Source organism: Amycolatopsis sp. CFH S0740, assembly GCF_004522315.1.
Lineage (GTDB): Bacteria > Actinomycetota > Actinomycetes > Mycobacteriales > Pseudonocardiaceae > Amycolatopsis > Amycolatopsis nivea.
In genome coordinates, this window is record NZ_SDLS01000038.1 from 22614 (window position 1) to 45663 (window position 23050).

Annotated in this window: 21 protein-coding genes; 6 read left to right on the forward strand and 15 right to left on the reverse strand. The window is 69.4% G+C overall.

Features of this window, described 5'->3' with window-relative positions; all coding sequences use genetic code 11:
• Positions 1-3: 3 nt before the first annotated feature.
• The 3 genes from EIZ45_RS40020 to EIZ45_RS40030 form a co-directional block, all read right to left on the reverse strand.
• Positions 4-1617: a carboxyl transferase domain-containing protein gene (locus tag EIZ45_RS40020; protein ID WP_134668676.1), complete on the reverse strand. Its 1614-nt coding sequence runs from the start codon at positions 1615-1617 to the stop codon at positions 4-6.
• A gap of 690 nt (positions 1618-2307) precedes the next feature.
• A complete protein-coding gene (locus EIZ45_RS40025) occupies positions 2308-2805 on the reverse strand; it encodes a hypothetical protein (protein ID WP_106961326.1) in 498 nt (165 codons plus the stop codon).
• 52 nt (positions 2806-2857) lie between these two features.
• On the reverse strand, positions 2858-3448 hold the full coding sequence (locus EIZ45_RS40030) for a TetR/AcrR family transcriptional regulator (protein ID WP_037817267.1): 591 nt from the start codon (positions 3446-3448) through the stop codon (positions 2858-2860).
• A 195-nt stretch (positions 3449-3643) separates the two neighbouring features.
• Here EIZ45_RS40030 and EIZ45_RS40035 point away from each other — a divergent pair, with 195 nt between their 5' ends.
• A complete protein-coding gene (locus EIZ45_RS40035; protein ID WP_134668679.1) occupies positions 3644-4414 on the forward strand; it encodes an SGNH/GDSL hydrolase family protein in 771 nt (256 codons plus the stop codon).
• A gap of 60 nt (positions 4415-4474) precedes the next feature.
• Here EIZ45_RS40035 and EIZ45_RS40040 read toward each other — a convergent pair whose 3' ends face one another.
• Entirely contained in the window at positions 4475-5602 is a 1128-nt protein-coding gene (locus tag EIZ45_RS40040; protein WP_134668681.1) for a homoserine O-acetyltransferase, read from the reverse strand.
• The gene (locus tag EIZ45_RS40045) at positions 5599-6906 is read right to left on the reverse strand and encodes a bifunctional o-acetylhomoserine/o-acetylserine sulfhydrylase (RefSeq protein WP_037817159.1); all 1308 of its coding nucleotides are present in this window, start codon (positions 6904-6906) and stop codon (positions 5599-5601) included. Before EIZ45_RS40045 ends, EIZ45_RS40040 begins: the two co-directional genes overlap by 4 nt.
• 169 nt (positions 6907-7075) lie before the next feature.
• Between EIZ45_RS40045 and EIZ45_RS40050 the strand changes: the two genes are divergently transcribed.
• Both EIZ45_RS40050 and EIZ45_RS40055 read left to right on the forward strand, forming a co-directional pair.
• Positions 7076-7564 carry a hypothetical protein gene (locus EIZ45_RS40050; RefSeq protein WP_134668683.1) on the forward strand — a complete coding sequence of 163 codons (489 nt, stop codon included), beginning with the start codon at positions 7076-7078 and terminating at the stop codon, positions 7562-7564.
• 71 nt (positions 7565-7635) lie between these two features.
• Positions 7636-9204, forward strand: coding sequence for a CdaR family transcriptional regulator (locus EIZ45_RS40055; RefSeq protein ID WP_134668685.1), 1569 nt, complete (start codon positions 7636-7638; stop codon positions 9202-9204).
• On the opposite strand, the gene EIZ45_RS40060 is transcribed toward EIZ45_RS40055, so the two are convergent.
• Both EIZ45_RS40060 and EIZ45_RS40065 read right to left on the reverse strand, forming a co-directional pair.
• Positions 9173-9625, reverse strand: coding sequence for a pyridoxamine 5'-phosphate oxidase family protein (locus EIZ45_RS40060; protein WP_134668687.1), 453 nt, complete (start codon positions 9623-9625; stop codon positions 9173-9175). The two genes, EIZ45_RS40055 and EIZ45_RS40060, sit on opposite strands and share 32 nt — an antisense overlap.
• The gene (locus EIZ45_RS40065; RefSeq protein WP_134668689.1) at positions 9622-10563 is read right to left on the reverse strand and encodes a zinc-binding dehydrogenase; all 942 of its coding nucleotides are present in this window, start codon (positions 10561-10563) and stop codon (positions 9622-9624) included. The genes EIZ45_RS40060 and EIZ45_RS40065 overlap by 4 nt, the downstream gene beginning before the upstream one ends.
• 191 nt (positions 10564-10754) lie before the next feature.
• On the opposite strand from EIZ45_RS40065, the gene ald reads away from it, so the two are divergent.
• Together ald and EIZ45_RS40075 are read left to right on the forward strand one after the other, a co-directional pair.
• Positions 10755-11870 (forward strand): alanine dehydrogenase, encoded by a 1116-nt coding sequence (gene ald, locus EIZ45_RS40070; RefSeq protein ID WP_037817164.1) that lies wholly within the window; start codon positions 10755-10757, stop codon positions 11868-11870.
• Positions 11871-12432: 562 nt separating this feature from the next.
• Entirely contained in the window at positions 12433-16149 is a 3717-nt protein-coding gene (locus EIZ45_RS40075) for an ABC transporter ATP-binding protein (protein WP_167756692.1), read from the forward strand.
• A gap of 213 nt (positions 16150-16362) precedes the next feature.
• On the opposite strand, the gene EIZ45_RS40080 is transcribed toward EIZ45_RS40075, so the two are convergent.
• The 7 genes from EIZ45_RS40080 to EIZ45_RS40110 all read right to left on the reverse strand — a co-directional run bounded on the left by EIZ45_RS40080 (position 16363) and on the right by EIZ45_RS40110 (position 21031).
• Positions 16363-17124: an ABC transporter permease gene (locus tag EIZ45_RS40080; RefSeq protein ID WP_134668693.1), complete on the reverse strand. Its 762-nt coding sequence runs from the start codon at positions 17122-17124 to the stop codon at positions 16363-16365.
• The gene (locus EIZ45_RS40085) at positions 17121-17891 is read right to left on the reverse strand and encodes an ABC transporter ATP-binding protein (protein WP_134668696.1); all 771 of its coding nucleotides are present in this window, start codon (positions 17889-17891) and stop codon (positions 17121-17123) included. The genes EIZ45_RS40080 and EIZ45_RS40085 overlap by 4 nt, the downstream gene beginning before the upstream one ends.
• The gene (locus EIZ45_RS40090) at positions 17888-18271 is read right to left on the reverse strand and encodes a DUF1048 domain-containing protein (protein ID WP_134668698.1); all 384 of its coding nucleotides are present in this window, start codon (positions 18269-18271) and stop codon (positions 17888-17890) included. Before EIZ45_RS40090 ends, EIZ45_RS40085 begins: the two co-directional genes overlap by 4 nt.
• Positions 18261-18602, reverse strand: coding sequence for a PadR family transcriptional regulator (locus tag EIZ45_RS40095; protein WP_037817171.1), 342 nt, complete (start codon positions 18600-18602; stop codon positions 18261-18263). Before EIZ45_RS40095 ends, EIZ45_RS40090 begins: the two co-directional genes overlap by 11 nt.
• Before the next feature lie 86 nt (positions 18603-18688).
• Entirely contained in the window at positions 18689-19279 is a 591-nt protein-coding gene (locus EIZ45_RS40100) for a hypothetical protein (RefSeq protein WP_043832831.1), read from the reverse strand.
• 162 nt (positions 19280-19441) lie between these two features.
• Complete coding sequence (locus EIZ45_RS40105) at positions 19442-19714, reverse strand: hypothetical protein (protein ID WP_037817176.1); 273 nt, start codon at positions 19712-19714, stop codon at positions 19442-19444.
• 321 nt (positions 19715-20035) lie between these two features.
• Positions 20036-21031, reverse strand: a complete 996-nt coding sequence (locus EIZ45_RS40110; RefSeq protein WP_134668701.1) for an acyltransferase domain-containing protein — start codon at positions 21029-21031, stop codon at positions 20036-20038.
• Between the two features lie 151 nt (positions 21032-21182).
• On the opposite strand from EIZ45_RS40110, the gene EIZ45_RS40115 reads away from it, so the two are divergent.
• Positions 21183-22217: a ketoacyl-ACP synthase III family protein gene (locus tag EIZ45_RS40115; RefSeq protein WP_134668703.1), complete on the forward strand. Its 1035-nt coding sequence runs from the start codon at positions 21183-21185 to the stop codon at positions 22215-22217.
• 57 nt (positions 22218-22274) lie between these two features.
• Here the strand turns inward: EIZ45_RS40115 and EIZ45_RS40120 are convergent, their stop codons facing one another.
• Complete coding sequence (locus EIZ45_RS40120) at positions 22275-23048, reverse strand: cyclase family protein (RefSeq protein WP_037817183.1); 774 nt, start codon at positions 23046-23048, stop codon at positions 22275-22277.
• Positions 23049-23050: the final 2 nt, after the last annotated feature.

A 23050-nucleotide genomic window follows, 5' to 3' on the forward strand; every position in this document is an offset into this window, starting at 1 on the left:
CTATCACATCCGGAAAACGCCGTAGTTGACCTCGGGCAAAGGCGCGTTGGCCGCGACCGAAAGCGCGAGGCCGAGCACCGTGCGGGTGTCCGCCGGGTCGATCACGCCGTCGTCCCACAGCCGCGCGGTGGAGTAGTACGGGCTGCCCTGTTCCTCGTACTGTTCGCGGATCGGGTCCTTGAAGGTCTCTTCGTCCTCAGTGGACCATTCGCCGCCGCGGCCCTCGATCGCGTCGCGGCGCACCGTTGACAGCACCGACGCCGCCTGCTCGCCGCCCATCACGGAAATCCGCGCGTTCGGCCACATCCACAGGAACCGCGGCGAATACGCCCGGCCGCACATGGAGTAGTTGCCCGCGCCGAAGGAACCGCCGATGATCACGGTGAACTTCGGCACCCGCGCGCACGCCACCGCGGTGACCATTTTCGCGCCGTGCTTGGCGATGCCGCCCGCCTCGTACGCGCGGCCGACCATGAAGCCGGTGATGTTCTGCAGGAACACCAACGGGATCGAGCGCCGGTCGCACAGTTCGATGAAGTGCGCGCCCTTCATCGCGGACTCGGCGAACAGCACGCCGTTGTTCGCGATGATGCCGACCGGGTGGCCGTGGATGTGCGCGAAGCCGGTGACGAGCGTCGAGCCGTATTCCTTCTTGAACTCCGCGAACCGGCTGCCGTCGACGACGCGGGCGATGACCTCGCGCACGTCGTACGGGGTGCGCGAATCCGTCGGCACCACGCCGTACAGCTCGCGTTCGTCCGCGGCGGGCGGCTCGATCGCCTTGACGTCCCACGGCCGCGGCGTGCGCGGGCCGAGCGTGGAAACGATGTCGCGGACGATGCGCAGCGCGTGCGCGTCGTCGTCCGCGAGGTGGTCGGTGACGCCGGACTGCCGCGAGTGCACGTCGCCGCCGCCGAGTTCCTCGGCCGTGACGACCTCGCCGGTCGCGGCCTTCACCAGCGGCGGGCCGCCGAGGAAAATGGTGCCCTGATTGCGCACGATGACCGCTTCGTCGCTCATCGCCGGGACGTAGGCGCCGCCGGCGGTGCACGAGCCGAGCACGGCGGCGATCTGCGGGATGCCGCGAGCGGACATGGTGGCCTGGTTGTAGAAGATCCGGCCGAAGTGCTCGCGGTCCGGGAAGACCTCGTCCTGGCGCGGGAGGAACGCGCCGCCCGAGTCGACCAGGTAAATGCACGGCAAGTTGTTGTGCAGGGCGACTTCCTGCGCCCGCAGGTGCTTCTTCACCGTCATCGGGTAGTACGTGCCGCCCTTGACCGTGGCGTCGTTGGCGACGATCACGCATTCGCGGCCGGACACCCGCCCGATCCCGGTGATGATGCCCGCCGACGGGGCCTCGTCGTCGTACAGCCCGGTGGCCGCGAGCGGGGACAGTTCGAGGAACGGGGATCCCGGGTCCAGCAGCGCGTCCACCCGGTCGCGGGGCAGCAGCTTGCCGCGTTCCACATGGCGGGCGCGCGACTTCTCCGGCCCGCCGAGACGAGCGGCGGCGAGCCGCTTGTGCAGATCCTCGACCAATTCTCCGTGCGAAGTGACGCTGCGGGTGAAGGTGTCGCTGTTCGGATCCGCGGAACTGCGCAGTACCGGCGTGTCCATGACTCTCCGTCGAGACGTTAGCGGTCGTTAACTCCGCCGGAGATGTTAGTGCTCGTTAACCGCCCTGTCCAGCCCAGTCCTCGGCACCGCAGTGTGACATTGGGTGCGGGTGGAATACCCAGTGAGGCTTTCTCGGTAGCGCGGGTGTGCGGCGGGTTCGGGGTAGCGGTGCTTGCGAGGGTGCTGCGGCGCGCTGGGCGACTCCTCCCTCCGAGGTCCGTGAAGGGCTCCTTGAGGGAATCTGATTCCCTCAAGGAGCCCTTCACGGACCTCGCCACCACGCCCGCCCGCTGCCGAAGGAACAAAACCCTCCACGAACGCGGTGCGCGAAGCCGCCCTCGGTCGATGAGCGCGGTTGTGCTGGCGTGGATGCCGCGAGGGGAACCCTCACGGCATTTGATTCAGTTGCCAGGGACTTATTACAAGCCGCGCGGCCTCAGTCGCGGACCGTCCACAAGAGACACCACCACCACCGGAATGCCCGATTCGTCCCGACATGACCGCGTCTTGAGGTCCGTGAGGGCCACCCTGAGGGAATCAGATTCCCTCAGGGTTCCCCTCACGGCCAGCACACCCGCGACCCAGGCCAGGCGGCACCGTCGACCTGAGCCTGCGCAGCGCCGTAACGACGCCGCACTCGGGAAACCCACTGTGGCGTTGCAGCGGACACGGACGGGCGAGACGAGACAGTCAGCCCGCGACGGCGTCCGAGATCCAGCCCGCCACCGGCAGATCCCGTTCGAGGCATTCGACCGACAGCCGGATCGTCCAGCGCAGTGCCTGCAGCAGGAGGCTGTCCACCTCGTTCGGCGCGGCGCTCGCCAGCGCGATCTCGACCTGTTCGCGCGCGGCGGCGGTGTTGCCGTGCACCTCGGCCAGCAGCGTGCGGACGGCGGTGCGGACCGGCGGGTCGGCCTGGTCGATCGAAACCTCTTCGCCCGCCTCGTCGAACACCTGCACCTTGACCGGGGCGGTGCCGCCGTCGCCGAGGGTCGACACCATGGCGCTGCACTCGCCGAAGAGCAGCAGCATCAGCTCTTTGGTTTCCTCGTCGCGTTCGCCCGGCTCCTGCGACGTGGGCGTGACCTCTTCCAGCGCCTCGGTGTCCTCGCCAAGGCTGATGGCGACGAGCGCGCGCTGCGCCTTCTCGACGAGCCGCTGCTCGCCTTCGCTCCGGTCCGCGGTCACGTGCCTATCAAACACCAGACCGGCGGTCGGCGGGATACCCCGGATCGCGGGCTCAGCCCGCCGCGGAAAGGGCGCCCAGCGCGAGCCGGCACAGCAGATCGGCGAGTGCCCCGTCACCGAGATGGCGGTTGTAGGGCGTCGAGTTGATCAAGCCGAACACGGCGTGTGCCGCCGAGCGCGCCTGGCGTTCGCCGAGGCCGGGCACAGCTTCGCGAATCGCCCGCACCCACACCTCGACGTACTGCCGCTGGAGCGCGCGCACCTGTTTCCGGTCACCGTCGGTGAGATTCGCGAGATTGCGCTCCTGCACGGTGATGAGCGCCGGATGGTCGAGCGCGAAGTCGACGTGGAACCGCACGAGCGCGGCCAGCAGCTCGTCCGGTGTGCCGCCCGCCGCGGCGCGCGCGGTGCCGCCTTCGAGCAGGAAGTGGCTGATCGAGTTCAGCATTTCCCCGAGGATCGCGTCCTTGCTGCGGAAATGCCGGTACAGCGCGGGACCGGAGATGCCGACGGCCGCGCCGATGTCGTCGATGCCGACGCCGTGGAAACCGTGGTGGGCGAACAGCTCGGCGGCGGCGGAGAGGATCTGTTCCCGCCTGTTCGGCTTCGCGCCGTTCACCAGTGGGAGGGAATTCGCCGGCATCCGCACATAGTAGGTCCCGTGGTTAGCGAGCGCTAACTTCCGGTCCTACTTCCTGCTTGAGCCAAGTGGACGCACCCGGATTTCAGGGGTGTCTCGTGGGGATTGCACCTGGTAAAGCTTTACCGCGTCAAGCTGTCACGACAGGAGTGACCTATGGCTGCAAACACCCGTCAACCATCACGACGCATCCTTCGGATGTGCGCGGCCCTGGGGGTCGCTCTCGCTGCCTCGCTCGGCTTCGCCACCGGTGCGAGCGCTGCGTCGCAAAACTACGTCGCGCTCGGCGACTCCTACTCCTCCGGAGTGGGCGCCGGGAGCTACGGAGATTCCGGCAGCTGCAAACGCAGTGCCAACGCGTACGGCCAGTTGTGGGCCAACGCCCACTCCGGCACCAATTTCACCTTCCTCGCCTGCTCGGGCGCGAAGACCGGCGACGTGCTGAACCAGATCAGCTCGATGCCGTCCAACGCCACCTTGATCACGCTCACCGTGGGCGGCAACGACGCCGGGTTCACCGACGTGATCAAGACGTGCACGCTCGGCAGCGACCAGACCTGCGTGGACCGGGTCAACACCGCCAAGACCTACGTCCAGAACACCCTGCCGGGGCTGCTGGACAAGGTGTACTCGGCGGCCAAGAGCAAGGCCCCTGGGGCGAGCCTGGTCGTGCTCTCGTATCCGCGCTTCTACACCGTGCCGGGTTCGTGCAACGTCGGGCTGAGCGACACGAAGCGGTCGGCGATCAACTCCGGGGCGGACACGCTGGCCTCGGTGCTGTCGTCGCGGGTTTCCGCCGCGGGCGGGAAGTTCGTGGACGTCCGGTCGGCGTTCGTCGGGCACAACATCTGCTCGGCGGCCAGCGACTACCTGCACAGCTTGACGTGGCCGGTGGACGAGTCGTACCACCCGACTGCCGCTGGGCAGCGGGGCGGCTACTACTCGCCGCTGACCTCGGCGATCGGCTGACGGTTCGCAAGACTGGGTGAAGGCCGCCTCGGGTTCGCTCGAGGCGGCCTTCACCGCGTCTCAGCCCAGCAGAGTCTTGACCAGCGCGGCGATCTGCTCGGTCTCGATCAGGAACGAGTCGTGGCCGTACGGCGAAGTCAGCACCGTGGCCTCGCCGCCGACTCCCGCCGCGATCTCGTGCGACTGGTACGGCGGGTAGAGCCGGTCGCTGTCCACCGCAGCGACCACGGTGCGCGCGGTGACCCGGCCCAGAGCAGCGGCCACCCCGCCTCGATCACGGCCGACGTCGTGGGTGTTCATTGATTCGGTGAGCACCACGTAGGAACCCGCGTCGAACCGGTGGGCGAGCTTGTCCGCGTGATGGTCCAGATAGGACTCGACCGCGAACCGGCCGCCGGCCAGCGGATCCTCGTCCCGCTGCGGACGGTTCCCGAAACGCGTCTCCAGCTCGGGTTCGCAGCGGTAGGTGACGTGCGCGATCCGCCGGGCCACGCCCAGTCCGCGATACGGGCCTTCGGCTGCGGTGTAGTAGTCGCCGCCGTGCCAAGCGCGGTCGCCGCGGATCGCGTGCAGCTGAGGGGCAGCCCAGGCGATTTGCTCGGCGGACGCGCGAGCGGTCGAAGCGAGAACGAGCGCGGAGGCGACCCGATCGGGTTGACTTACGGCCCATTCGAGTGCGCGCATCCCGCCCATCGAACCGCCCGCGACGGCGGCCCAGCGTTCGATGCCGAGCGCGTCCGAGAGTTCCGCTTCGGCCTTGACCTGGTCCCGGACGGTCAAGACCGGGAATCGGCTGCCCCACGCCTTGCCGTCCGGAGCGGGCGAGGACGGACCTGTCGACCCCTGGCAGCCGCCGAGCACGTTGGGCGCGACGACGAACAGCTCGTCGGTGTCGAAAGCCTTGCCGGGACCGATCAGTCCGTCCCACCATCCGGGACTCGGATGCCCCGGTTCAGCGGGCCCGGCGACATGGCTGTCGCCGGTGAGAGCGTGCTCGACGAGGACCGCGTTGGACGCGTCGGAGTTGAGCGTTCCCCACGTTTCGTACGCGAGGGTGTAGCCGGGCAGGGTCGCACCGGCCTCCAGCGCGAGCGCGCCGGGACCGGTGAACCACTGCCGCCTGCCGGATGGGTCGCCCGCCCGCCACGCGCCGGTGACGGGCGGAAGACTCGCGCCGGGATCCGTCACAGCGCCGCCTTGGCGGCCCGGAAGCCAGCCTCGAGGTCGGCCTTCAGGTCCTCGATTCCTTCCAGTCCGACGGCGAGCCGCACGAGACCCGGCGTGACGCCCGCGGCGACCTGCTCCTCGGGGCCGAGCTGGCTGTGCGTGGTCGAAGCCGGGTGCACGATCAGGCTGCGCACGTCGCCGAGGTTCACCAGCTGGCTGTGCAGTTCGGTGCCGTCGACGAACTTCCGGCCCGCCTCGACCCCGCCGCGCAGCTCGAACGACAGCACGGCGCCGACGCCGCGCGGCAGGTACTTCTGCGCCGCCGCGTGGTACGGGCTCGACGGCAGGCCGGCGTAGTAGACCTTCTCGACCTCGTCGCGCTCTTCCAGCCATTCCGCGAGCGCCTGCGCGTTCGTGGAGTGCCGCTCGACGCGCAGCGACAGCGTCTCGATGCCCTGCAGGATGAGGAAGCTGTTGAGCGGGGCGATCGCCGCGCCGGTGTCGCGCAGGATCTGCACGCGCGCCTTGGCCGCGAACGCGCCCGGGCCGAGCGCCTCCCAGTACTTGAGGCCGTGGTAGCTCGGGTCGGGCTCGTTGAAGCCGGGGAACCGGGACGGGTCCTTGCCGAAGTCGAACGTGCCGCCGTCGACCAGCACGCCGGCGACGGTCGTGCCGTGGCCACCGAGGTACTTCGTCGCCGAGTGCACGACGATGTCGGCGCCGTGTTCGATCGGGCGGACCAGGTACGGCGTCGGCACGGTGTTGTCCACGACCAGCGGGACCCCGGCCTCGTGCGCGACGTCGGCGACCTTGCGGATGTCGAGGACGGCGCTGCTCGGGTTGGCCAGCGTCTCGGCGAAGAACAGCTTGGTGTTCGGCCGGACCGCGGCCCGCCACTGCTCGGCGTCGTCCTGGTCGTCGATGAAGGTGACCTCGATGCCGAGCTTCGGCAGCGTGTAGTGGAACAGATTGTAGGTGCCGCCGTACAGCGACGGGCTGGTGACGAAGTGGTCGCCCGCGTTGGCCAGGGTCAGGATCGCCGCGGTGACCGCCGCCGAACCGGAGGCGAACGCGAGACCGGCGACGCCGCCTTCGAGGGTGGCGACGCGCTGCTCCAGGACGTCCTGGGTCGGGTTGTTGATGCGCGTGTAGATGTGGCCGGGCTCGGCGAGGCTGAACAGATCCGCCCCGTGCTGCGTGTCGCGGAAGACGTACGACGTGGTCTGGTAGATCGGCGTCGCGCGGGCTCCGGTGGCCGGATCGGGCGCCGCCCCCGCGTGGATCTGCTTGGTCTCGAAGGACCAGCTCGTGGTGTCTTCCGGCATCTGCTCGCTCCTAGCGGTCGGGATCGGGTCGGCTGGCGCGACGCTAACCAGGCCGGACGAAACGCCCAACAGGTCTCACGGGATGAGAGTCCTACGCACCCGGACGTAGGAACAAGTGCCGAGCGCTGACGGACGACGCGACGATGCGGTAACGCGCACGCTCAGGGGCATGGACTGGAGAATGCGGCCGTCGACCCGGAAGTGGTTCCTGTTCGGCCACGTCGTCACGTCGGTCGGCTGGATCGGAGCCGAGCTCGCGGTGCTGATCTGCAGCGTTCTCGCGATCGCCGGCTTCGATCCGGTGACCACGCGCAGCGCGAACGTCATCGCCGGGATCCTCGCGGGCACGCTTTACTTCCCGGCCAGCCTGCTCGCACTGGCCACCGGTGTGGTGCTCGGCCTCGGCACGAAGTGGAAGCTGGTGCGCTACCACTGGGTGCTGTGGAAGCTGGTGGCGACGCTCGCCCTCTTCGTCGGCGGCAACCTGCTGGTGGTCCCGTCTTTTGTCGAGCACGGCGAGCAGGCTTCGCGCGGGGAGATCGTCGGGGCGAGCGCGGTGTCGGGCACCGGGGCGATGAGCGTCGGGCTGACGTTGCTGCTGGGCGCGACGCTGGTGTCGTACTTCAAGCCGTGGCCGAAGGTGTTTCGCGCTAACTAGTGCCGCGGGTGGCGAAACCGGTGCAGTCTTCTACCGTTCCAGCAAGAACGTCAGGAGCGCTGGAGGTAGCTGTGGTTTCGGTGCGCAGCGTCGTGGACCGGGTCGGTCCCACGCTGCTCCACGCGCTCCTCGTGCCCGAAGGCTGTCCGGCGGTCGGCGACGTGGTGATCGCCGAACCGGGCGCGGAGTCCGCCATCGCCGCCGGCGACCTGGTGCTGGGCGTCGCCACGATCGAGCAGGCGGACGCGGCGGCACTCGTCCGGGTGAGCGCCGGACGGGGTGCGGCAGCGGTGCTGTTGAAACCGCCGCTGGCGGCGAAACAGTCGGTGCGGCGCGCGGCGAAGTCGGCCGGGATCGCGTTGATCCAGGTGCACGCGGCGACGTCCTGGGCTCAGCTGGTCTGGCTGTTGCGCACGGTGCTGGACGCGCTCGCCGACGAATCCGAAGCGCTCGAAGAAGGCGGTGACCCCGGTTCCGGCGACCTCTTCCGGCTCGCCGACGCGGTTGCCGCGGTGGTCGACGCGTCGGTGACGATCGAGGACACCAACTCGCGCGTGCTCGCGTACTCCGCGCGCCAGGACCTCACCGACCCGGCGCGCGTCGCGACGATCATGGGCCGCCGCATCCCGGACGACGTACTGGCCCGGTTCCGCTCGCGCGGCGTGTTCCGCGAGCTTTCCCGCGGCAGGCAGACGATCTTCGTCCCGGCCCAGCGCGACGGCACCCTGCCGCGGCTGATCGTGCCGATCCGGATGGGCGGCGAACTGCTGGGCTCGATGTGGGCGGTCGTCCCCGGCCCCGTTTCCGAGGAACGCGCGGCGGCTTTCGCGGACGCGGCCCCGGTGGTCGCACTGCACCTGCTGCGACGGCGCGCGCATACGGACGCCCAACGCCGCGCTTCCGCCGAATTGCTGCGCGCGGTCTTGGAAGGACAGGTCCCGCCGCGTCGAGTAGTCGCCGAACTGGACCTCTCCGACGAGCCGCACCGGGTCGTCGTCGTAGACGTCAGCGGTGGCGACAGCCGGGACGCCGAAGGACTGTTGCTGGCGTTGCTGGAACGGATCTCGCAGGGTTTCGGACGCCGTCCGGTCGCGGCTGAACTGGGCGGGTTGCTGTACGTCGTGGTTCCGGACCGCCCCGGCGAGGGCGGCTGGCCGGAACTGCGGGAGGCGCTGCTCGCCCAACCCGCGTCCCGCCGAGGCGGCCTACCGCGCGCGGCTGCGGGCGCGCCCGGCGATCCGACCGCGCTGGCCGCGTCGCGCGCCCAAGCGGACGAGGCCCTGGGCCTGCTGCGAGCCGGACTGGTCGAGGGTCGCGTCGTGGCTTACGACGAGGCCTGGACGGCCCTGGTCCTGCACCGCGCCGCCGCCGGAGCAGCGGCGGCGCAGGTGTCGGAACTCGGCCCGCTCGGCGTGCTGCGCGCACACGACGACGCGAGTAATGCTGGGTACGTCGACACTCTTTACGAATGGCTCCGACACCCCGGCGACCCCCGCGCTGCTGCGGAACGGTTGCGCATTCACCCGAACACGTTGCGGTACCGGATGAAGCGGCTGTTGGAACTTGTTCCGTTGAATCTTGATGATCCTGACGTACGGCTCGCTTTGCTTACCCAGCTGATCGCACTCCGCTGGAGCTGACCCGGTAGCTGAGGTCGTTGGCGCGCAACGATTCCGGCTCCATCCGGACCCACACCGTGCCGCGTTCAGCCGGATCGTCCAGCAGGTACGCGCGGAACCGCGGATCCCACGCGGACTCATCCGGGCCCAGGTACCGCACCAGTTTCCGTCGTCCGCGCGGCACGTCGAACGGTTCGAGGGCGGCTGACCCGCGCGCGATCACCTGACGCACCAAGCCGGTCGCGAGATCGCAGACGTCCACCGTCACCGCGATCCGCGGCTCCTCGCGCACCCGAGCGGGCAGCCGCGACCACGGGCCGCTGAGGATCCAGAACGCCCTGTCCTCCCAGAGATACCAGGTGGGCCGGACGGTCGGACCAGCGGTGGCGACCCGTGCGGTCAGCGGCTGCGCGAGGAAACTGTCGACGTCGAAACCGGTCACGCGACCAGCAGCGTCTTCCCAATCGTGCCCCGAGATTCGATCGCCGCGTGCGCGTCAGCCGCCCGCTCCAGCGGGAACCGCTGCCCGATCACCGGCGTGAGCTGTCCGGACGCGGCGGCCGCCAGTGCCGATTCGGTGTAGCCGCGCATCTCCGCCGCGTCGCCGATCGACCGGATCAGCTTCACGCCGCGCGCGGCAGCGTCCTCTTCGGACACTTCGGTCCACGAACCGCTTGCCAGACCGTAGATCGCCATCCGCCCGCCGGGCCGCACCAGTCCGAACGCCGCGGTGCCGACCGCGCCTCCCACGCCGTCGAACACCACGTCCACCTCCCCGGCCTCCGTGGTCCACTGCGGATCGGTGTAGTCGACCGCAAGGTCCGCACCCAATTCCCGGGCGCGGGCAAGCTTTTCCGCCCCGCGCGCCGCCGCCACGACCTCCGCGCCCGCGGCCTTCGCCAGCTGCACCAAGAGACTGCCGACCCCTCCGGCGGCAGCCTCGACGAGCACCCGTTCCCCCGGCGCCACCGCGGTCGCGTGCACCAGCCCGGTCGCCGTGCGGCCGTCTGCCAGCAGCGCGACGGCCGCGTCGAGGCTCAGCGCGTGCGGCACCGGGAACACCAACGCCGCGTCCACGACCACGCGCTGCGCGTAACCGCCGCTGCCGCCGGTCGACGTCACCACGCGTTTCCCGACCAGAGCCGGGTCGACGCCCTCCCCGGCCCGGCTGATCACACCCCCGACGCCGTTGCCGGGCACCATCGGGAGCGTGCTGCCGAACGGCCCCGTCCCCGTCGCCCGGAACTGCGTTTCCACGAAGGTGACGTTGGCGAACGCCACCTCGATCAGCACCTGTCCCGGCCCGGGAGCCGGATCGGGGGCCTCCCCCGCCTGCAGCACCGCCGGCCCGCCGAACTCCCGCAGCCACACCGCTCGCATGTAAGCCCTTCCTCGAGGTCTCCGCCGGGTGCCAGCCAACTACCTCGAGTGCGGTCGAGGTCAAGTGCGTTGTCCTGGGAGCACTACTGACCCGGCGCAAGACTGTGGCGGCGGGATGATGACACCGCCGTCCGGGTAGATCACCGTGAGTGGCAACACCTTCGACAGAACCGCCGCCAGGAGGCAGGACAGTGCGCATCGCCGTTCCCCGTGAGATCAAGAAGCACGAGTACCGGGTCGCGTTGACCCCGGCAGGCGTGCACGAACTGGTCGGTCGCGGGCACGACGTCTTCGTCGAGACGGGTGCCGGGACCGGGTCGTCCATCACGGACGAGGAGTACGTCGCCGCGGGCGCGAAGGTGCTCGCCACCGCGGACGAGACGTGGGCCGAGGGCGAGCTCGTGCTGAAGGTCAAGGAGCCGATCGCCGAGGAGTACCCGCGCCTGCGCAAGGACCTGGTGCTGTTCACCTACCTGCACATCGCCGCGGACCGTCCGCTGACCGACGCGCTGCTGGCCGCGGGCACCACCGCGATCGCTTACGAGACGGTGCAGAAGCCGAACGGCGCGCTGCCGCTGCTGGCCCCGATGTCCGAGGTCGCGGGCCGGCTGGCCCCGCAGGTCGGCGCCTACGCCCTGATGAAGCCGAGCGGCGGCCGCGGCGTCCTGCCCGGCGGCATCCCCGGCGTCCACCCGGCGCGCGTGGTCGTCATCGGCGGCGGCGTGGCGGGCCTCAACGCCGCCCGGGTCGCCCTTGGCCTCGGTTCCGACGTGGAGATCCTGGACACGAACGTCGACCGCCTCCGCCAGATCGACAACGACTTCGGCGGGCGCATCCGCACCGTCACCTCGAACCGCCTGTCGGTGGAAGAGTCGGTCCTGGAAGCGGACATGGTCATCGGCGCGGTCCTGGTCCCGGGCGCGAAGGCCCCGAAGCTGGTCTCCAACGACCTGGTCTCCCGCATGAAGCCGGGCAGCGTCCTGGTGGACATCGCCATCGACCAGGGCGGCTGCTTCGCCGACTCGCGCCCGACCACGCACGACGACCCGACCTACACGGTCCACAACTCGGTCTTCTACTGCGTGGCGAACATGCCAGGCGCGGTCCCGCGCACGAGCACCTACGGCCTGACCAACGTCACCCTGCCCTACGCCGTGCAACTGGCAGACAAGGGCTGGAAAGCCGCCCTTTCCGCCGACCCGGCCCTGGCCCTTGGCCTGAACACCCACGCAGGCGCCCTGACGAACGCCCCGGTAGCCACCGCCCACGGCCTCCCCCACACCCCCGTGGAAACCGCACTAGCGTAACCAGCCACGACAAAGCGGCGAGGGCCAAAGGCCCTCGCCGCTTCCGTTATGCCCCAACGCTTTTTTGTTCCACCCACCACACACACCCAACCCCCACCCAACCGCCGCCGAACGCACCGTGGGGGTCCGGGGGGCTCGGCCCCCCGGGTAATACAACGCCCCTTCCCGGCGAAGCGCCGCCAGGCGCGAGCAGGGAAGGGGGAGAAGGGGCGACCCGCTCAACCAGCCTGGGGGTCACTGGGAGCGGGTCGCCGGGTACTAGCTTAAAGAACATTGGGCGGGAGCGCTCGTTCGGGGGTGGATTTGGCCGGGGTTCTTCCCCGTGACCAGGTGAACGTTCAACCTTTCACCTGTGCCGCCCGGACCAGGGTTTCCCTGCTCCGCAGGGCTTCCAGGGTCCGGCGGAACCCGCTGGCGTGCCGTTCGTCACCTCTGTCCGGCGGAGCGTCGGTTGTGCCCGTTTGGTCCGGGCCGGCGGCTTGCTCGGGAATAAATTGTCGGTGCCGCTCCCTAACCTTGTGATGTGACCACCACTGCGACGCCTGCGCGTCAAGACCGTCCGATCGTTGAGACGGCGCCCCGACCGGTCGGCTGGGTGCGCCGGTTGTCCACTGCCTGCTGGGAGCACCGCGGCGTTGTCGTGCTCGCGATGACGGCGGCGGTGCTGAGCGTCGGGGTGCAGGCGGCGAGTCCGTTGCTGGTGCGGTCGGCGGTGGACGACGCGGTGGCCGGGCATACGGCGCAGCTGGCCGGGCTCGCGGTGGGGCTGGTGGCGTTGCAGGTCGTCGCGTTCGGGTCGGCGTTCCTGCGCCGGTACGTGGGCGGGCGGCTGGCGCTGGACGTGCAGCACGATCTGCGGAACCGGGTGTTCGGCGCGGTCTCGCGGCTGGACGGCGGGAAGCAGGACGCGTTGCGCACCGGGCAAGTGGTGTCGCGCGCGATTTCGGATCTGCAGCTGGTCACCGGGTTGCTGATGCAGGTTCCGCTGTCGGCGGGGTCGGTGATTTTCGCGGTGCTGTCGCTGGGCGCGATGTTGTGGATGTCGCCGCTGCTCACGCTCATCGCGCTGGTGGTCGCGCCCGCGGTCGGGATCGTCGTGGCGTTGAGCAGGCGGCGGTTGTTCCCGGCGACCTGGTCGGCGCAGCAGCGCGCGGCGGATGTCGCGCAGCACGTCGAGGAGACCGTCACCGGCGTGCGCGTGGTGAAGGGTTTCGGGCAGGAGGCACGCGAGGTCGCGCGGCTGGAGCGCACGGCACGGAAGCTGTTCGCGGAGCGGTTGCGCGCGGCGAAGCTGTCCGCGTTGCCGACAGCGACCACGTCGGCACTGCCTGCCGCGGGTCAGGTCGCGGTGCTGGCGATCGGCGGCGTGCTGGCGTTGAACGGGCAGATCAGTCTCGGCACGTTCCTCGCGTTCGCCACGTATCTCGCGGCGTTGATCGGCCCGGCGCGGTTCCTGTCCGGGCTGGTCGTGCAGGCGCAGCTCACGCGGGCTGGCGCGGAGCGGGTGTACGAGCTGATCGACGCGCAGCCGGAGGTCGCCGACAGCCCCGACGCGCGGCCGTTGCCGCCCGGCACGCTGGGCGTCGAGCTGCACGACGTGAAGTTCGGCTACACCCGCAGCGACCCGGTGCTCGACGGGCTCACGCTCGAAGCGCGGCCTGGCGAAACGCTCGCGCTGGTGGGCACGGCGGGGTCCGGCAAGTCCACGATTTCCATGCTGCTGCCCCGGTTTTACGACGTGCACTCGGGTTCGGTGCGGGTCGGCGGGCTGGATGTGCGCGACGTGCCGTTGAAGGACCTGCGGCAGGCGATCGGCGTGGTCTTCGAGGAAGCGTTCCTGTTCTCCACCTCGGTGCGGGACAACATCGCGTACGGCCGCCCGGACGCGAGCGACGAGGAGGTTTTCGCGGCCGCCCGCGCGGCGGAGGCGGACGAGTTCATCCGCGCGCTGCCGGACGGCTACGCCACCGAGGTGGGCGAGCGCGGACTCACGCTGTCCGGCGGGCAGCGGCAACGGCTCGGCCTCGCGCGGGCTCTGCTCACTGACCCGCGAGTGCTGATCCTGGACGACGCGACGTCGGCGATCGACACCGTCACCGAAGCCGCGATCCACGACACGCTGCGCGCGGTCACTGCCGAACGCACCACGTTGCTCATCGCGCACCGCCGGTCGACGCTGCAGCTGGCGGACCGGATCGCGGTGATGGATCAGGGCCAGGTGGTCGACGTCGGCACCGAGGAGGAGCTGCTGGCGCGGTGCGCGCTGTTCCGCGAACTGGTCGCCGGGCCGGGCGACGACGTTGAAAAACCGCACCGCTGCGACAACCTCGAGCCGGGCTCGGACGGCACCACGGCAGTGCTGTGGCCGGAGTACGAGCGCGACGAGGTCGACGCTCTCGCCGAGGCCGCGCAGTCCCGCGGCGGCGTACCCGGCGGCGGCAGCGGATTCGCGGGCAGCGGTGGCGCCGACGTGCCGCCGACCCCCGAACTGCTGGAAGGCGTCCGCAGGCTGCCTCCGGCCACCGACCGGCCACGACTGTCCGATGTGGACGTCACGGCCCCGGATCCCGGCTTCAAGCTGTCCCGGATCCTGCGTCCGGTGCGGTGGCCGCTCATCGGCGTGATCGGGCTGGTCGCGGCCGACGCGCTGGCCTCGCTCGCACTGCCCGCGCTGTATCAGCGCGGGGTCGACCACGGCGTCCTGCCCGGCGTGGCGAGCGTCGTGTGGCTGCTGGCCGGGATCGGCGCGCTCGTGGTGGCAGCCGACTGGTTCGTGGTGCGCTGGCAAACCCGGCTCACCGCCCGTGTCGGCGAGACGGTGCTCTACTCGCTGCGCGTGCGCAGTTACGCACACCTGCAACGGCTCGGGCTGGACTACTACGAGCGCGAGCTGTCCGGGAAGATCATGACCCGGATGACCACGGACGTCGACGCGTTGTCCACGTTCCTGCAAACCGGCCTCGCCACCGCGGTCGTCAGTGCGCTCACCTTGGTGGGCATCACGGTCGCGCTGCTGGTCACCGATGCCGCGCTGGCCGTCTACGCGCTGGCCATGCTGCCGATCCTGCTCGTAGCCACGCTGATCTTCCGGCGGGTCGCTTCGCGTGCGTACAGCGAGGCGCGCGAGAAGGTGAGCGTCGTCAACGCAGACATGCAGGAGAACGTCAGCGGTCTGCGCGTCGCCCAGGCGTACACGCGCGAAGAGCGTTCGGCGGAGGTGTTCGCGTCGCGCAGTGACGACTACCGCCGGTCGCGGCTGCGCGCGCAGCGGTACATCGCGACGTACTTCCCGCTCGTCTCGCTGATGTCGGATCTGGCGACCACCACGGTGCTGGTCGTCGGCGCCCACCGCGTCGCAGGCGGCACGCTCGAAGCCGGTGTGCTGCTCGGATTCTTGCTGTACCTGCAGCAATTCTTCTCGCCGATCCAGCAACTGTCGTCAGTGTTCGACGGCTACCAGCAGGCCCGCGTCGGCCTGAGCCGCATCGGCGACCTGCTGCGCACCCCCACGTCGGTGCCGCCTGCCGAGAACCCGGTCGAACTGCCCGCACACCTGTCCGGCGAAGTGCGGTTCAAGGACGTCGATTTCTCCTACACCGGCGCGGAAAAGCCCGCACTCGAGAATCTGACGCTGGACGTCGCGGCAGGCGAAACCGTCGCGCTGGTCGGCGCGACCGGCGCGGGCAAGTCCACCGCGGTGAAGCTCGTCGCGCGCTACTACGACGCCACCGGCGGCGCGGTGTTGATCGACGGCGTCGACGTCCGCGAATACGACCTGCCCGCACTGCGCGCCCGGATGGGCGTGGTGCCGCAGGAAGCGCACCTGTTCTCCGGCACCGTCGCGGACAACGTGCGATACGGCCGCCCCGAAGCCACCGACGCGGAAGTCGAAGCCGCCGTGCGCGCCGTCGGCGCCTTGGACGGAGTAGCCGCACTCCCCGCCGGTTTCCGGCAACCAGTAGGCGAACGCGGCCGCTCCCTGTCCGCCGGCCAGCGGCAACTCGTCGCACTGGCCCGAGCCGAACTGGTCAACCCGGACGTGCTCCTGCTGGACGAAGCCACCGCCGCACTGGACCCAGCCACCGAAGCCACGGTCCTCCGCGCCACCGAACACCTCGCCCGTCGCCGCACCACCTTCGTAGTCGCGCACCGCCTGGCAACCGCCGCGAAGGCCGACCGGATCGTGGTGCTCGACCACGGCCGCATCGTCGAACAGGGCACCCACCCCGAACTGGTCGCCGCAGGAGGCCACTACGCACGGCTGTGGGCTTTGGGGTGAGCAGGGAGATCTTGCAGCGATAGAGCACTGAGGCTCGGCCGGGTGGCCGGTGCTGCGCGTCGCCACAGCGAGCCGCCCGCAAGGACGGACAGCCGCGCCCGCGCGCACCCGCCATTTACCGAAAACCCTCGCGACCCGGCCACCGTCCGGCACCAGGCAATGCGCGCCGAACCGTCCACGCCCGCACGGTGGCAACCACGCGTGCCAGCGTGATCAAGAAATCTTGCGTCGATAAATCACGTTGGCAACGAAATACGCCACCACCAAAATCCCCACACACCACGCCAGCGCGATCCAGATCCCGCCGCCCACCGGGCGCTCTGCGAACAGGTCGCGGATCGTGTTGACGATCGACGTCACCGGCTGGTGTTCGGCGAACGCGCGTACCGGGCCGGGCATGGTGGCGGTCGGTACGAAGGCCGAGCTGACGAACGGCAGGAAGATGAGCGGGTACGAAAACGCGCTCGCGCCGTCCGCGGATTTAGCGGTCAGGCCGGGGATCACCGCGATCCAGGTCAGTGCCAGGGTGAACAACACCAGGATTCCGAGCACCGCAAGCCACGCCAGTGGTCCCGCGCTGGTGCGGAATCCCATCGCGAACGCCACGAGCACCACGACGGCGACGGAGATCAGGTTCGCGATCACCGAGGTGAGCACGTGCGCCCACAGCACCGCCGAGCGCGCGATCGGCATGGACTGGAAGCGTTCGAAGATGCCGCCCTTCAGGTCCAGGAAAAGCCGGAACGCGGTGTAGGCGATCCCGGAGGCGATGGTGATCAGGAGGATGCCGGGCAGCAGGTAGGTCACGTACGACTCCGAGCCGGCGTTGATCGCGCCGCCGAGGACGTAGGTGAAGAGCAGCAGCATCGCGATCGGCGTGATCGTCGTCGTGATGATCGTGTCCAGGCTGCGGGTGACGTGCCGCAGCGACCGTCCTAACAGGACTGAACTGTCGGCGACGAAGTGGCCGCTCATTGCCCGTCCCCCTTGTTTCCGGTGCCGACCAGGGAAAAGAAGACGTCTTCCAGCGTCGGCTGCTTCTCGACGTACTCGACCTTCGCCGGCGGAAGCAGCCGCTTGAGCTCTTCCAGCGTGCCGTTCACGAGCACCCGCCCCTCGTGCAGGATCGCGATCCGGTCGGCGAGGTGTTCGGCCTCTTCCAGGTATTGCGTGGTGAGCAGCACCGTCGCGCCCTGCTCCGCGAGTTCTTCGACCGCGCGCCAGACGTCGTTGCGCGCCTGCGGATCGAGTCCCGTCGTCGGCTCGTCCAAAAAGATCACCTGCGGGTCCCCGATCAGGCTCATCGCGATGTCCAGACGGCGGCGCATGCCACCGGAGTACGTCGACACCTTGCGCGGCCCGGCCTCAGTCAGCGCGAATCTCCGCAACAACCCGTCCGCGATCTCGCCCGCGTTCTTGAGGTGCCGCAGCTTGGCCACCAGGACCAGATTCTCGCGCCCAGTAAGGATTTCGTCGACGGCCGCGAACTGCCCGGTGAGACTGATCGACTCGCGGACATCCCCGCCCTGGCTCGCCACAGCGAACCCGTTGACCTCCGCCTCCCCCGCGTCCGCCTTGAGCAAGGTGGACAGAATCCGCACGACCGTCGTCTTGCCCGCGCCGTTCGACCCGAGCAGCGCGAAAATACTGCCGCGCGCCACCTCGAAATCGACGCCGCGCAACACTTCCAGCTTGCCGTACGCCTTTCGCAACCCCCGCACTCGTATCGCCGGCGCCGTCATACCGCACCGCCCACCGCGCGGTCGATGGATTCAGTCAGCCGCGTCCGTTCGCGAGAAATCCAGTTTCCCTCGGGATAACTCCGGAGAAACTCCTCCGCGAACTCGACCGGCTCGTCACCGACAATGCCCCGGACCGTCGTCCCGTTCGCCGCACTCTGCTCGAACAGGTCGATGAGATCGTCCAGCATCCGCAGATGACTTTCCGCTGTCCCCGGCCCGAAGTACTGCAGATACCGGTGCAACGCCTTGATCGCCGCCCGGTAGTCCGGCGGCAACTCCTCGACGCGCGCCTTGTACCGCCGGTACCGCTTCTTGTCCTCCAGCGGACCGGTGACCACTTCCAGATAATGCAGATACCTGCTTTTTCCGTCATTCTCCATGATCGATCCCCTCCTTGCGCAGCTGTTCGAGTCGGTCCGAGAGAAACCGCCAGTTCCGCCAGAACTCGTCGAGACTCGCCCGCCCCGGGGCGTTCAGCGTGTAAACCTTGCGGGGCGGTCCCTTCTCGGACGGCACTTTCTCGACGTCGACGAGCCCGCGCTGCTCGATCCGCACGAGCAGCGCGTAAACGGTGCCCTCGGCGATATCGGTGAATCCCCGCTCGCGCAGCCACGAGGTGATCTCGTACCCGTAAGCGGGCCGCCCGGCAAGAATCGCGAGGACGATGCCCTCCAAGGTCCCCTTGAGCATCTCCGTCGCCTGCTTGCCCATCGAACGCCCTTCAGCTAGTCAGTGATGCTGAGTACCGGTAGATAGTAACACTGACTAGCGGCGGCGAGGAGGGGTCAAGGCCATGCTCAAACGCTTGGCTCCGCCCCCTTGATCCGTTCGACCAGCTCGTCGCGGTACTCCCGCACCGCCTCGAACTCCGGTTCGTCGCCGGTCGCTCGCTTCAACGCGCCTTCCAGGATCTTCAGGCCCTGGCGAGCGTCGCCGCGCGCATCCGCCTGCCGCGCGGCGTTTTCCAGCGCTTTCGCTAGCTTGGTCCGCGCTTCGGGTTCTTTGCCGGCCTTGTGGATCCGGATCCAATTGCCGCCCGGATCGACGACGGTGAACCCGGCGTACCGGTCGTTGCGCAGCCGCGGCCGGGTCATCCGCGGGATGCCGGAGACGAGCAGTTTTCCGTGCACGGAACGCATTCCCGCCGCGAAGGACTCGAACAGCTCGCCGATGTCCGGGACGATGACCAGGCACGTGCTGTACGACTGGGCCGGGTCGTAGCCGTCCATGCCGAAGAAGTGCAGATTGATGTCTTCCCGCCGCAGCGCGAGGTGCGGGTTCGGCCGCATCTGCCGATAGGTGATCTCGAAGCCGAGCATCTCGTAGAACGACGCGATCTCGTCGATGGACGGACAGGGCAGGAGCGGAATGGTCAATTCGTTCGCCACTGCCCGAACCTAAGCCCGGATCCACCGAAACGACACGGAGCTATTTGCTCATGCGAACAGCGGGTGTGTCCGGCAGGGTCGCGTTGTCGGCGACGAGTGATCCGCGCACGCGGTGGTCTCGGCAGCCTGGCCGCCGCGGGAAATCCGTGCAGCTGCCCAGGTTCAGGGCAGTTCGCGCCAACGGAGGTCGCCCCAACCGGCGGAGGTCACGTCGGCGAGCTCAGCCCAGCGGGTCGTTCCGGGGCGGACGTGCGTGTCCGAGCCGATGGACCACTCCGGCGCTTCCGGTTCGACGTGCTCGAACTCCTCGATGCCGGACGGGGTTCGCCACACCGCGGTGCAGGAATCGCACATCAGCACGACTTTGCCGTGTTCGGTGACAAGCGGGCGGATCAAACCCTGGTCCCAGAACGACGGACATTCGACCAGCCACATCGCGTCACCACCGCCTCGCGCCTCGGAAATCGCTGCGGCCGGGTGAGGCCGCAGCCTTTCGACAGCACAACACCGGTCAGTGAACGAGTCGCTACGCAGATCTCAACTCAGCCGTAACACGTGCGGACGTCCTTGCACCGTATCGCCCAGGTGAGTGGTGCAGCCGAGCGAGACCGACTGCCCAGCCGCCCGCTGCTGCTCGTCCGGCGAACCGTGGCCGGAGCCGACGAAGCGGCTGGTCTCGCCGAGGGCGATCACGGGCGGGAGCGGAGCGGCACCGTCACGTGCTCCGCAGCCGTCCGCCTCGCTAGACGGCCACCATCACCCGCAGCTCCCCGCCGCCTCCAGCGCCTCTCGGCAAGCCGCCACCGCGGCGAGGTCCGCGTCCGGGCCGCCAGCTCGCGCGGGCAGCATCGCCAGCACCGAAGCCTCCTTCGCCCGCACCACCGGATGGAGGCGCGCCGCCTTGGCCAGCAACTGCGACGGTCCCGTCTCCACCAGCACCCGCCGTCCATCTACCGGGAGCGGCGAGTCCGGCCCCAGCAGCGTGCCGACGGCGGGCCAGAACCGCACCGGTTCTACGGGGTGGGAGGCCCAGTAAGCAGGGTCCGTCGCTTCCGCATCGGTGAGCACGCGGCCGGTGTAGCCCGACACCATCGGGATCTTCGGCGGCGAGGGCTGCGCGGCCGCGACGGACGGGAGGCATCGGGCGGCGGCTTCGGCCAAGGAGGGGCTGTGGAAGGCGGACGTCGCGGGGACCGGGAGGCACATCCGCCCGTCGGCGCGCAGCTTCTCCGCCGCCTCCGCCAAGGGTGCTTCCGGGCCGGAGAGGATCAGCTGGCGGGGAGCGTTGATCGCGCCGATCACGACGTCATCGGTCAGGACCGGCGCGACGTCCTCGACGGTCGCGGCTACGGCGAGCATTCCGCCCGCGGGAGCGGACGCCAGTTCCTGCACCCGCTGCCACATCAGCTCGGCGGCGGCGGGGACTTCGAAGACACCGGCAAGGGTCGCGGCGGCTACCTCACCGACGCTGTGGCCCAGCAGGGCGGCCGGTTGCACGCCCCAGGAAAGGATCATCCGGCCCAGGGCATGGCCGACGGTGAACAGCAGGATTTGCGAGCGGGTGACGTGGTCGAGGGGAACAGCGGGCGAGTCGGTCAGCCAGTCGGCGCGGATGGCGGGGCCGTCGGGGCCCAGCGCGGCGAAGACTTCGTCCACCGCGTCGGTGAAGACGTCGTCGTGCCCGTACAGGCCTGCGGCCATCCGGACGTGCTGCGAGCCTTGGCCCGGGAACAGCAGTGCGACCTCGGTCATCACCCGAAACTCCTTCCGCCCGAAACCCCGGTGGCACCGGAAACAAACCGGATCGTGCGGCACGGCGGTCGACGGCTGCTCGACCCCTGCTGGACCGCCAGGTCGAGTCCGTTCCCACAGGCTGTCGAGAGCCCGCGGGAAGGGTGGCGGCATGAGATTCGACGGGCTGTACCTCGCCGGGCTCGGGAGCTGGCTGCCACCGGCGACGACGACCGCCGAAGCGGTGCGGAGCGGGCAATGCTCGGCCGAGACGGCGCGCAAAAGCGAGATGGAATCGGTCCTCGTCGCGCCTGACGGGATCGCGCCGCCGGAGATGGCGGCCCGGGCCGCGCGAGTCGCCTTGGCGCGATCGGGGGTGGCGCGCGGCGACATCGCGGTGTTGCTGCACGCGACGTTGTTCCATCAGGGCTACGACTTGTGGTCGCCTGCCGCGTACGTGCAGCGGGCGGCGGTCGGCGGGACCTGTCCGGCGATCGAGGTGCGGCAGGTTTCCAACGGCGGCATGGCCGCTCTCGACCTCGCGGCCAGTTACCTTCTGGCGGACCCGGCGCGGCAGGCAGCGTTGATCACCGCGGCGGATCGCTTTGACGGGCCCGATTTCGACCGCTGGCACAGCGATCCGGGCACGGCGTACGCCGACGGCGGGACGGCGATGGTGCTGTCCAGCGTGAGCGGGTTCGCGCGGTTGCGCAGCCTGGCGGTGGTGAGCGGGCCGGAACTGGAAGGCATGCACCGTGCGGGGGCGGCGTTCGGTGAAGTCGAGATGAGCAATCGGCAGCTGGTCGATCTGGACGCGCACAAACGATCTTACGTGTCCGAGGCCGGAATGTCACAGACCCTCGCGGCCATTCTCGACGGACAGCGCGAAGCATTGAAACGCGCACTGAGCGACGCCGAACTAGAACTGTCCGATGTGGACCGTCTCGTGCTGCCGCATTTCGGGCGACGGCGGCTGGTGTCGAACTACCTGCGCCACATGGACGTTCCGCTCGAACGAACCACGTGGGACTTCGACAGCAAGATCGGCCACCTCGGCGCGGGCGACCACATCGTCAGCCTGGAAAACCTCGTGCGCACCGGTGGCTTGCAGCCGGGACAGACCTGCCTGTTGATGGGCGTCGGCGCGGGATTCTCCTGGAGCAGCGCAGTGATCGAGCTGCTGGAGAAACCCGAGTGGGCTGACTGAGGCACAAGGAAAGGCCCCGCGAGAGGAGGAGTCGCGGGGCCTTTTCTCGTGCGGAAGCTACTCGACGATAGCGACCGCGCGAGCCCATCCGGCACCGGCGCCGGCCAGTTTCACCGGGAAGCACGACAGCGTGAAACCGTGCGCCCGCGGCAGTTCGGCCAGGTTCGCCAGGCGTTCGATCTGGCAGTACTCCCGGTCGCGGCCGCGCATGTGCGCCGGCCACAGCACCGACTTGTCGCCGGTCCGCTGGTAGGTCTCGATGATGTGCGTGAACGGCGCGTCGAGACTGAACGCGTCCGTGCCGATCACGCGGACGCCGAAGTCCAGCAGCAGGTCCAGCCCGGACTGGTCGAGGCCGACGAACTCGGTGAAGTACTTCGGCGTGCCCGCGTGCTGGTCGGCTCCGGTGTGGAGCAGGACGATGTCCAGTTCCTTCGGCTGATAGTCCACTCGGGACAGTTCGGCGCGCACGTCGTCCGCGGTGATGACGCCCGGGGCGCGGCCGGTGAAGTCCAGGACCACGGCGGGACGGTGGAACCAGTCGACCGGCATCTGGTCGATCGTGCGCGGGGCCGAACCGTACGACGTGGCGTCGCCGTAGTGCGCCGGCGCGTCGATGTGCGTGCCGGTGTGCGTGGTCAGCGACACCGTGTCGTTGGTGAGGAATTCGGCGTCCCGCAGCACTTCCGGGTCGAGGTCCATGCCGAAGTGCTCGCGCATCTCCGACACCAGGTGCTTGGCCCCGTCCTGGGCCGACATGGTGACCAGCGACAGCGGCTCGGGCTCCCAGCCTTCCGGATCGATCGGGGAGGACAGGTCAATCAGCTGCAACG

Excerpts from the sequence above, each read along its gene's own strand:
- EIZ45_RS40110 (WP_134668701.1), bottom strand. The coding sequence starts at position 21,031 with ATGACCGAGGTCGCACTGCTGTTCCCGGGCCAAGGCTCGCAGCACGTC.
- EIZ45_RS40065 (WP_134668689.1), bottom strand. The coding sequence starts at position 10,563 with ATGCGAGCGGTGTGGCTGCGGGAGTTCGGCGGGCCGGCGGTGCTGCAG.
- EIZ45_RS40050 (WP_134668683.1), top strand. The coding sequence starts at position 7,076 with ATGGACTGGAGAATGCGGCCGTCGACCCGGAAGTGGTTCCTGTTCGGC.
- EIZ45_RS40085 (WP_134668696.1), bottom strand. The coding sequence starts at position 17,891 with ATGACGGCGCCGGCGATACGAGTGCGGGGGTTGCGAAAGGCGTACGGC.
- EIZ45_RS40080 (WP_134668693.1), bottom strand. The coding sequence starts at position 17,124 with ATGAGCGGCCACTTCGTCGCCGACAGTTCAGTCCTGTTAGGACGGTCG.
- EIZ45_RS40030 (WP_037817267.1), bottom strand. The coding sequence starts at position 3,448 with ATGCCGGCGAATTCCCTCCCACTGGTGAACGGCGCGAAGCCGAACAGG.
- EIZ45_RS40105 (WP_037817176.1), bottom strand. The coding sequence starts at position 19,714 with ATGTGGCTGGTCGAATGTCCGTCGTTCTGGGACCAGGGTTTGATCCGC.
- EIZ45_RS40090 (WP_134668698.1), bottom strand. The coding sequence starts at position 18,271 with ATGGAGAATGACGGAAAAAGCAGGTATCTGCATTATCTGGAAGTGGTC.
- EIZ45_RS40095 (WP_037817171.1), bottom strand. The coding sequence starts at position 18,602 with ATGGGCAAGCAGGCGACGGAGATGCTCAAGGGGACCTTGGAGGGCATC.
- EIZ45_RS40115 (WP_134668703.1), top strand. The coding sequence starts at position 21,183 with ATGAGATTCGACGGGCTGTACCTCGCCGGGCTCGGGAGCTGGCTGCCA.
- EIZ45_RS40020 (WP_134668676.1), bottom strand. The coding sequence starts at position 1,617 with ATGGACACGCCGGTACTGCGCAGTTCCGCGGATCCGAACAGCGACACC.
- EIZ45_RS40045 (WP_037817159.1), bottom strand. The coding sequence starts at position 6,906 with ATGCCGGAAGACACCACGAGCTGGTCCTTCGAGACCAAGCAGATCCAC.
- EIZ45_RS40035 (WP_134668679.1), top strand. The coding sequence starts at position 3,644 with ATGTGCGCGGCCCTGGGGGTCGCTCTCGCTGCCTCGCTCGGCTTCGCC.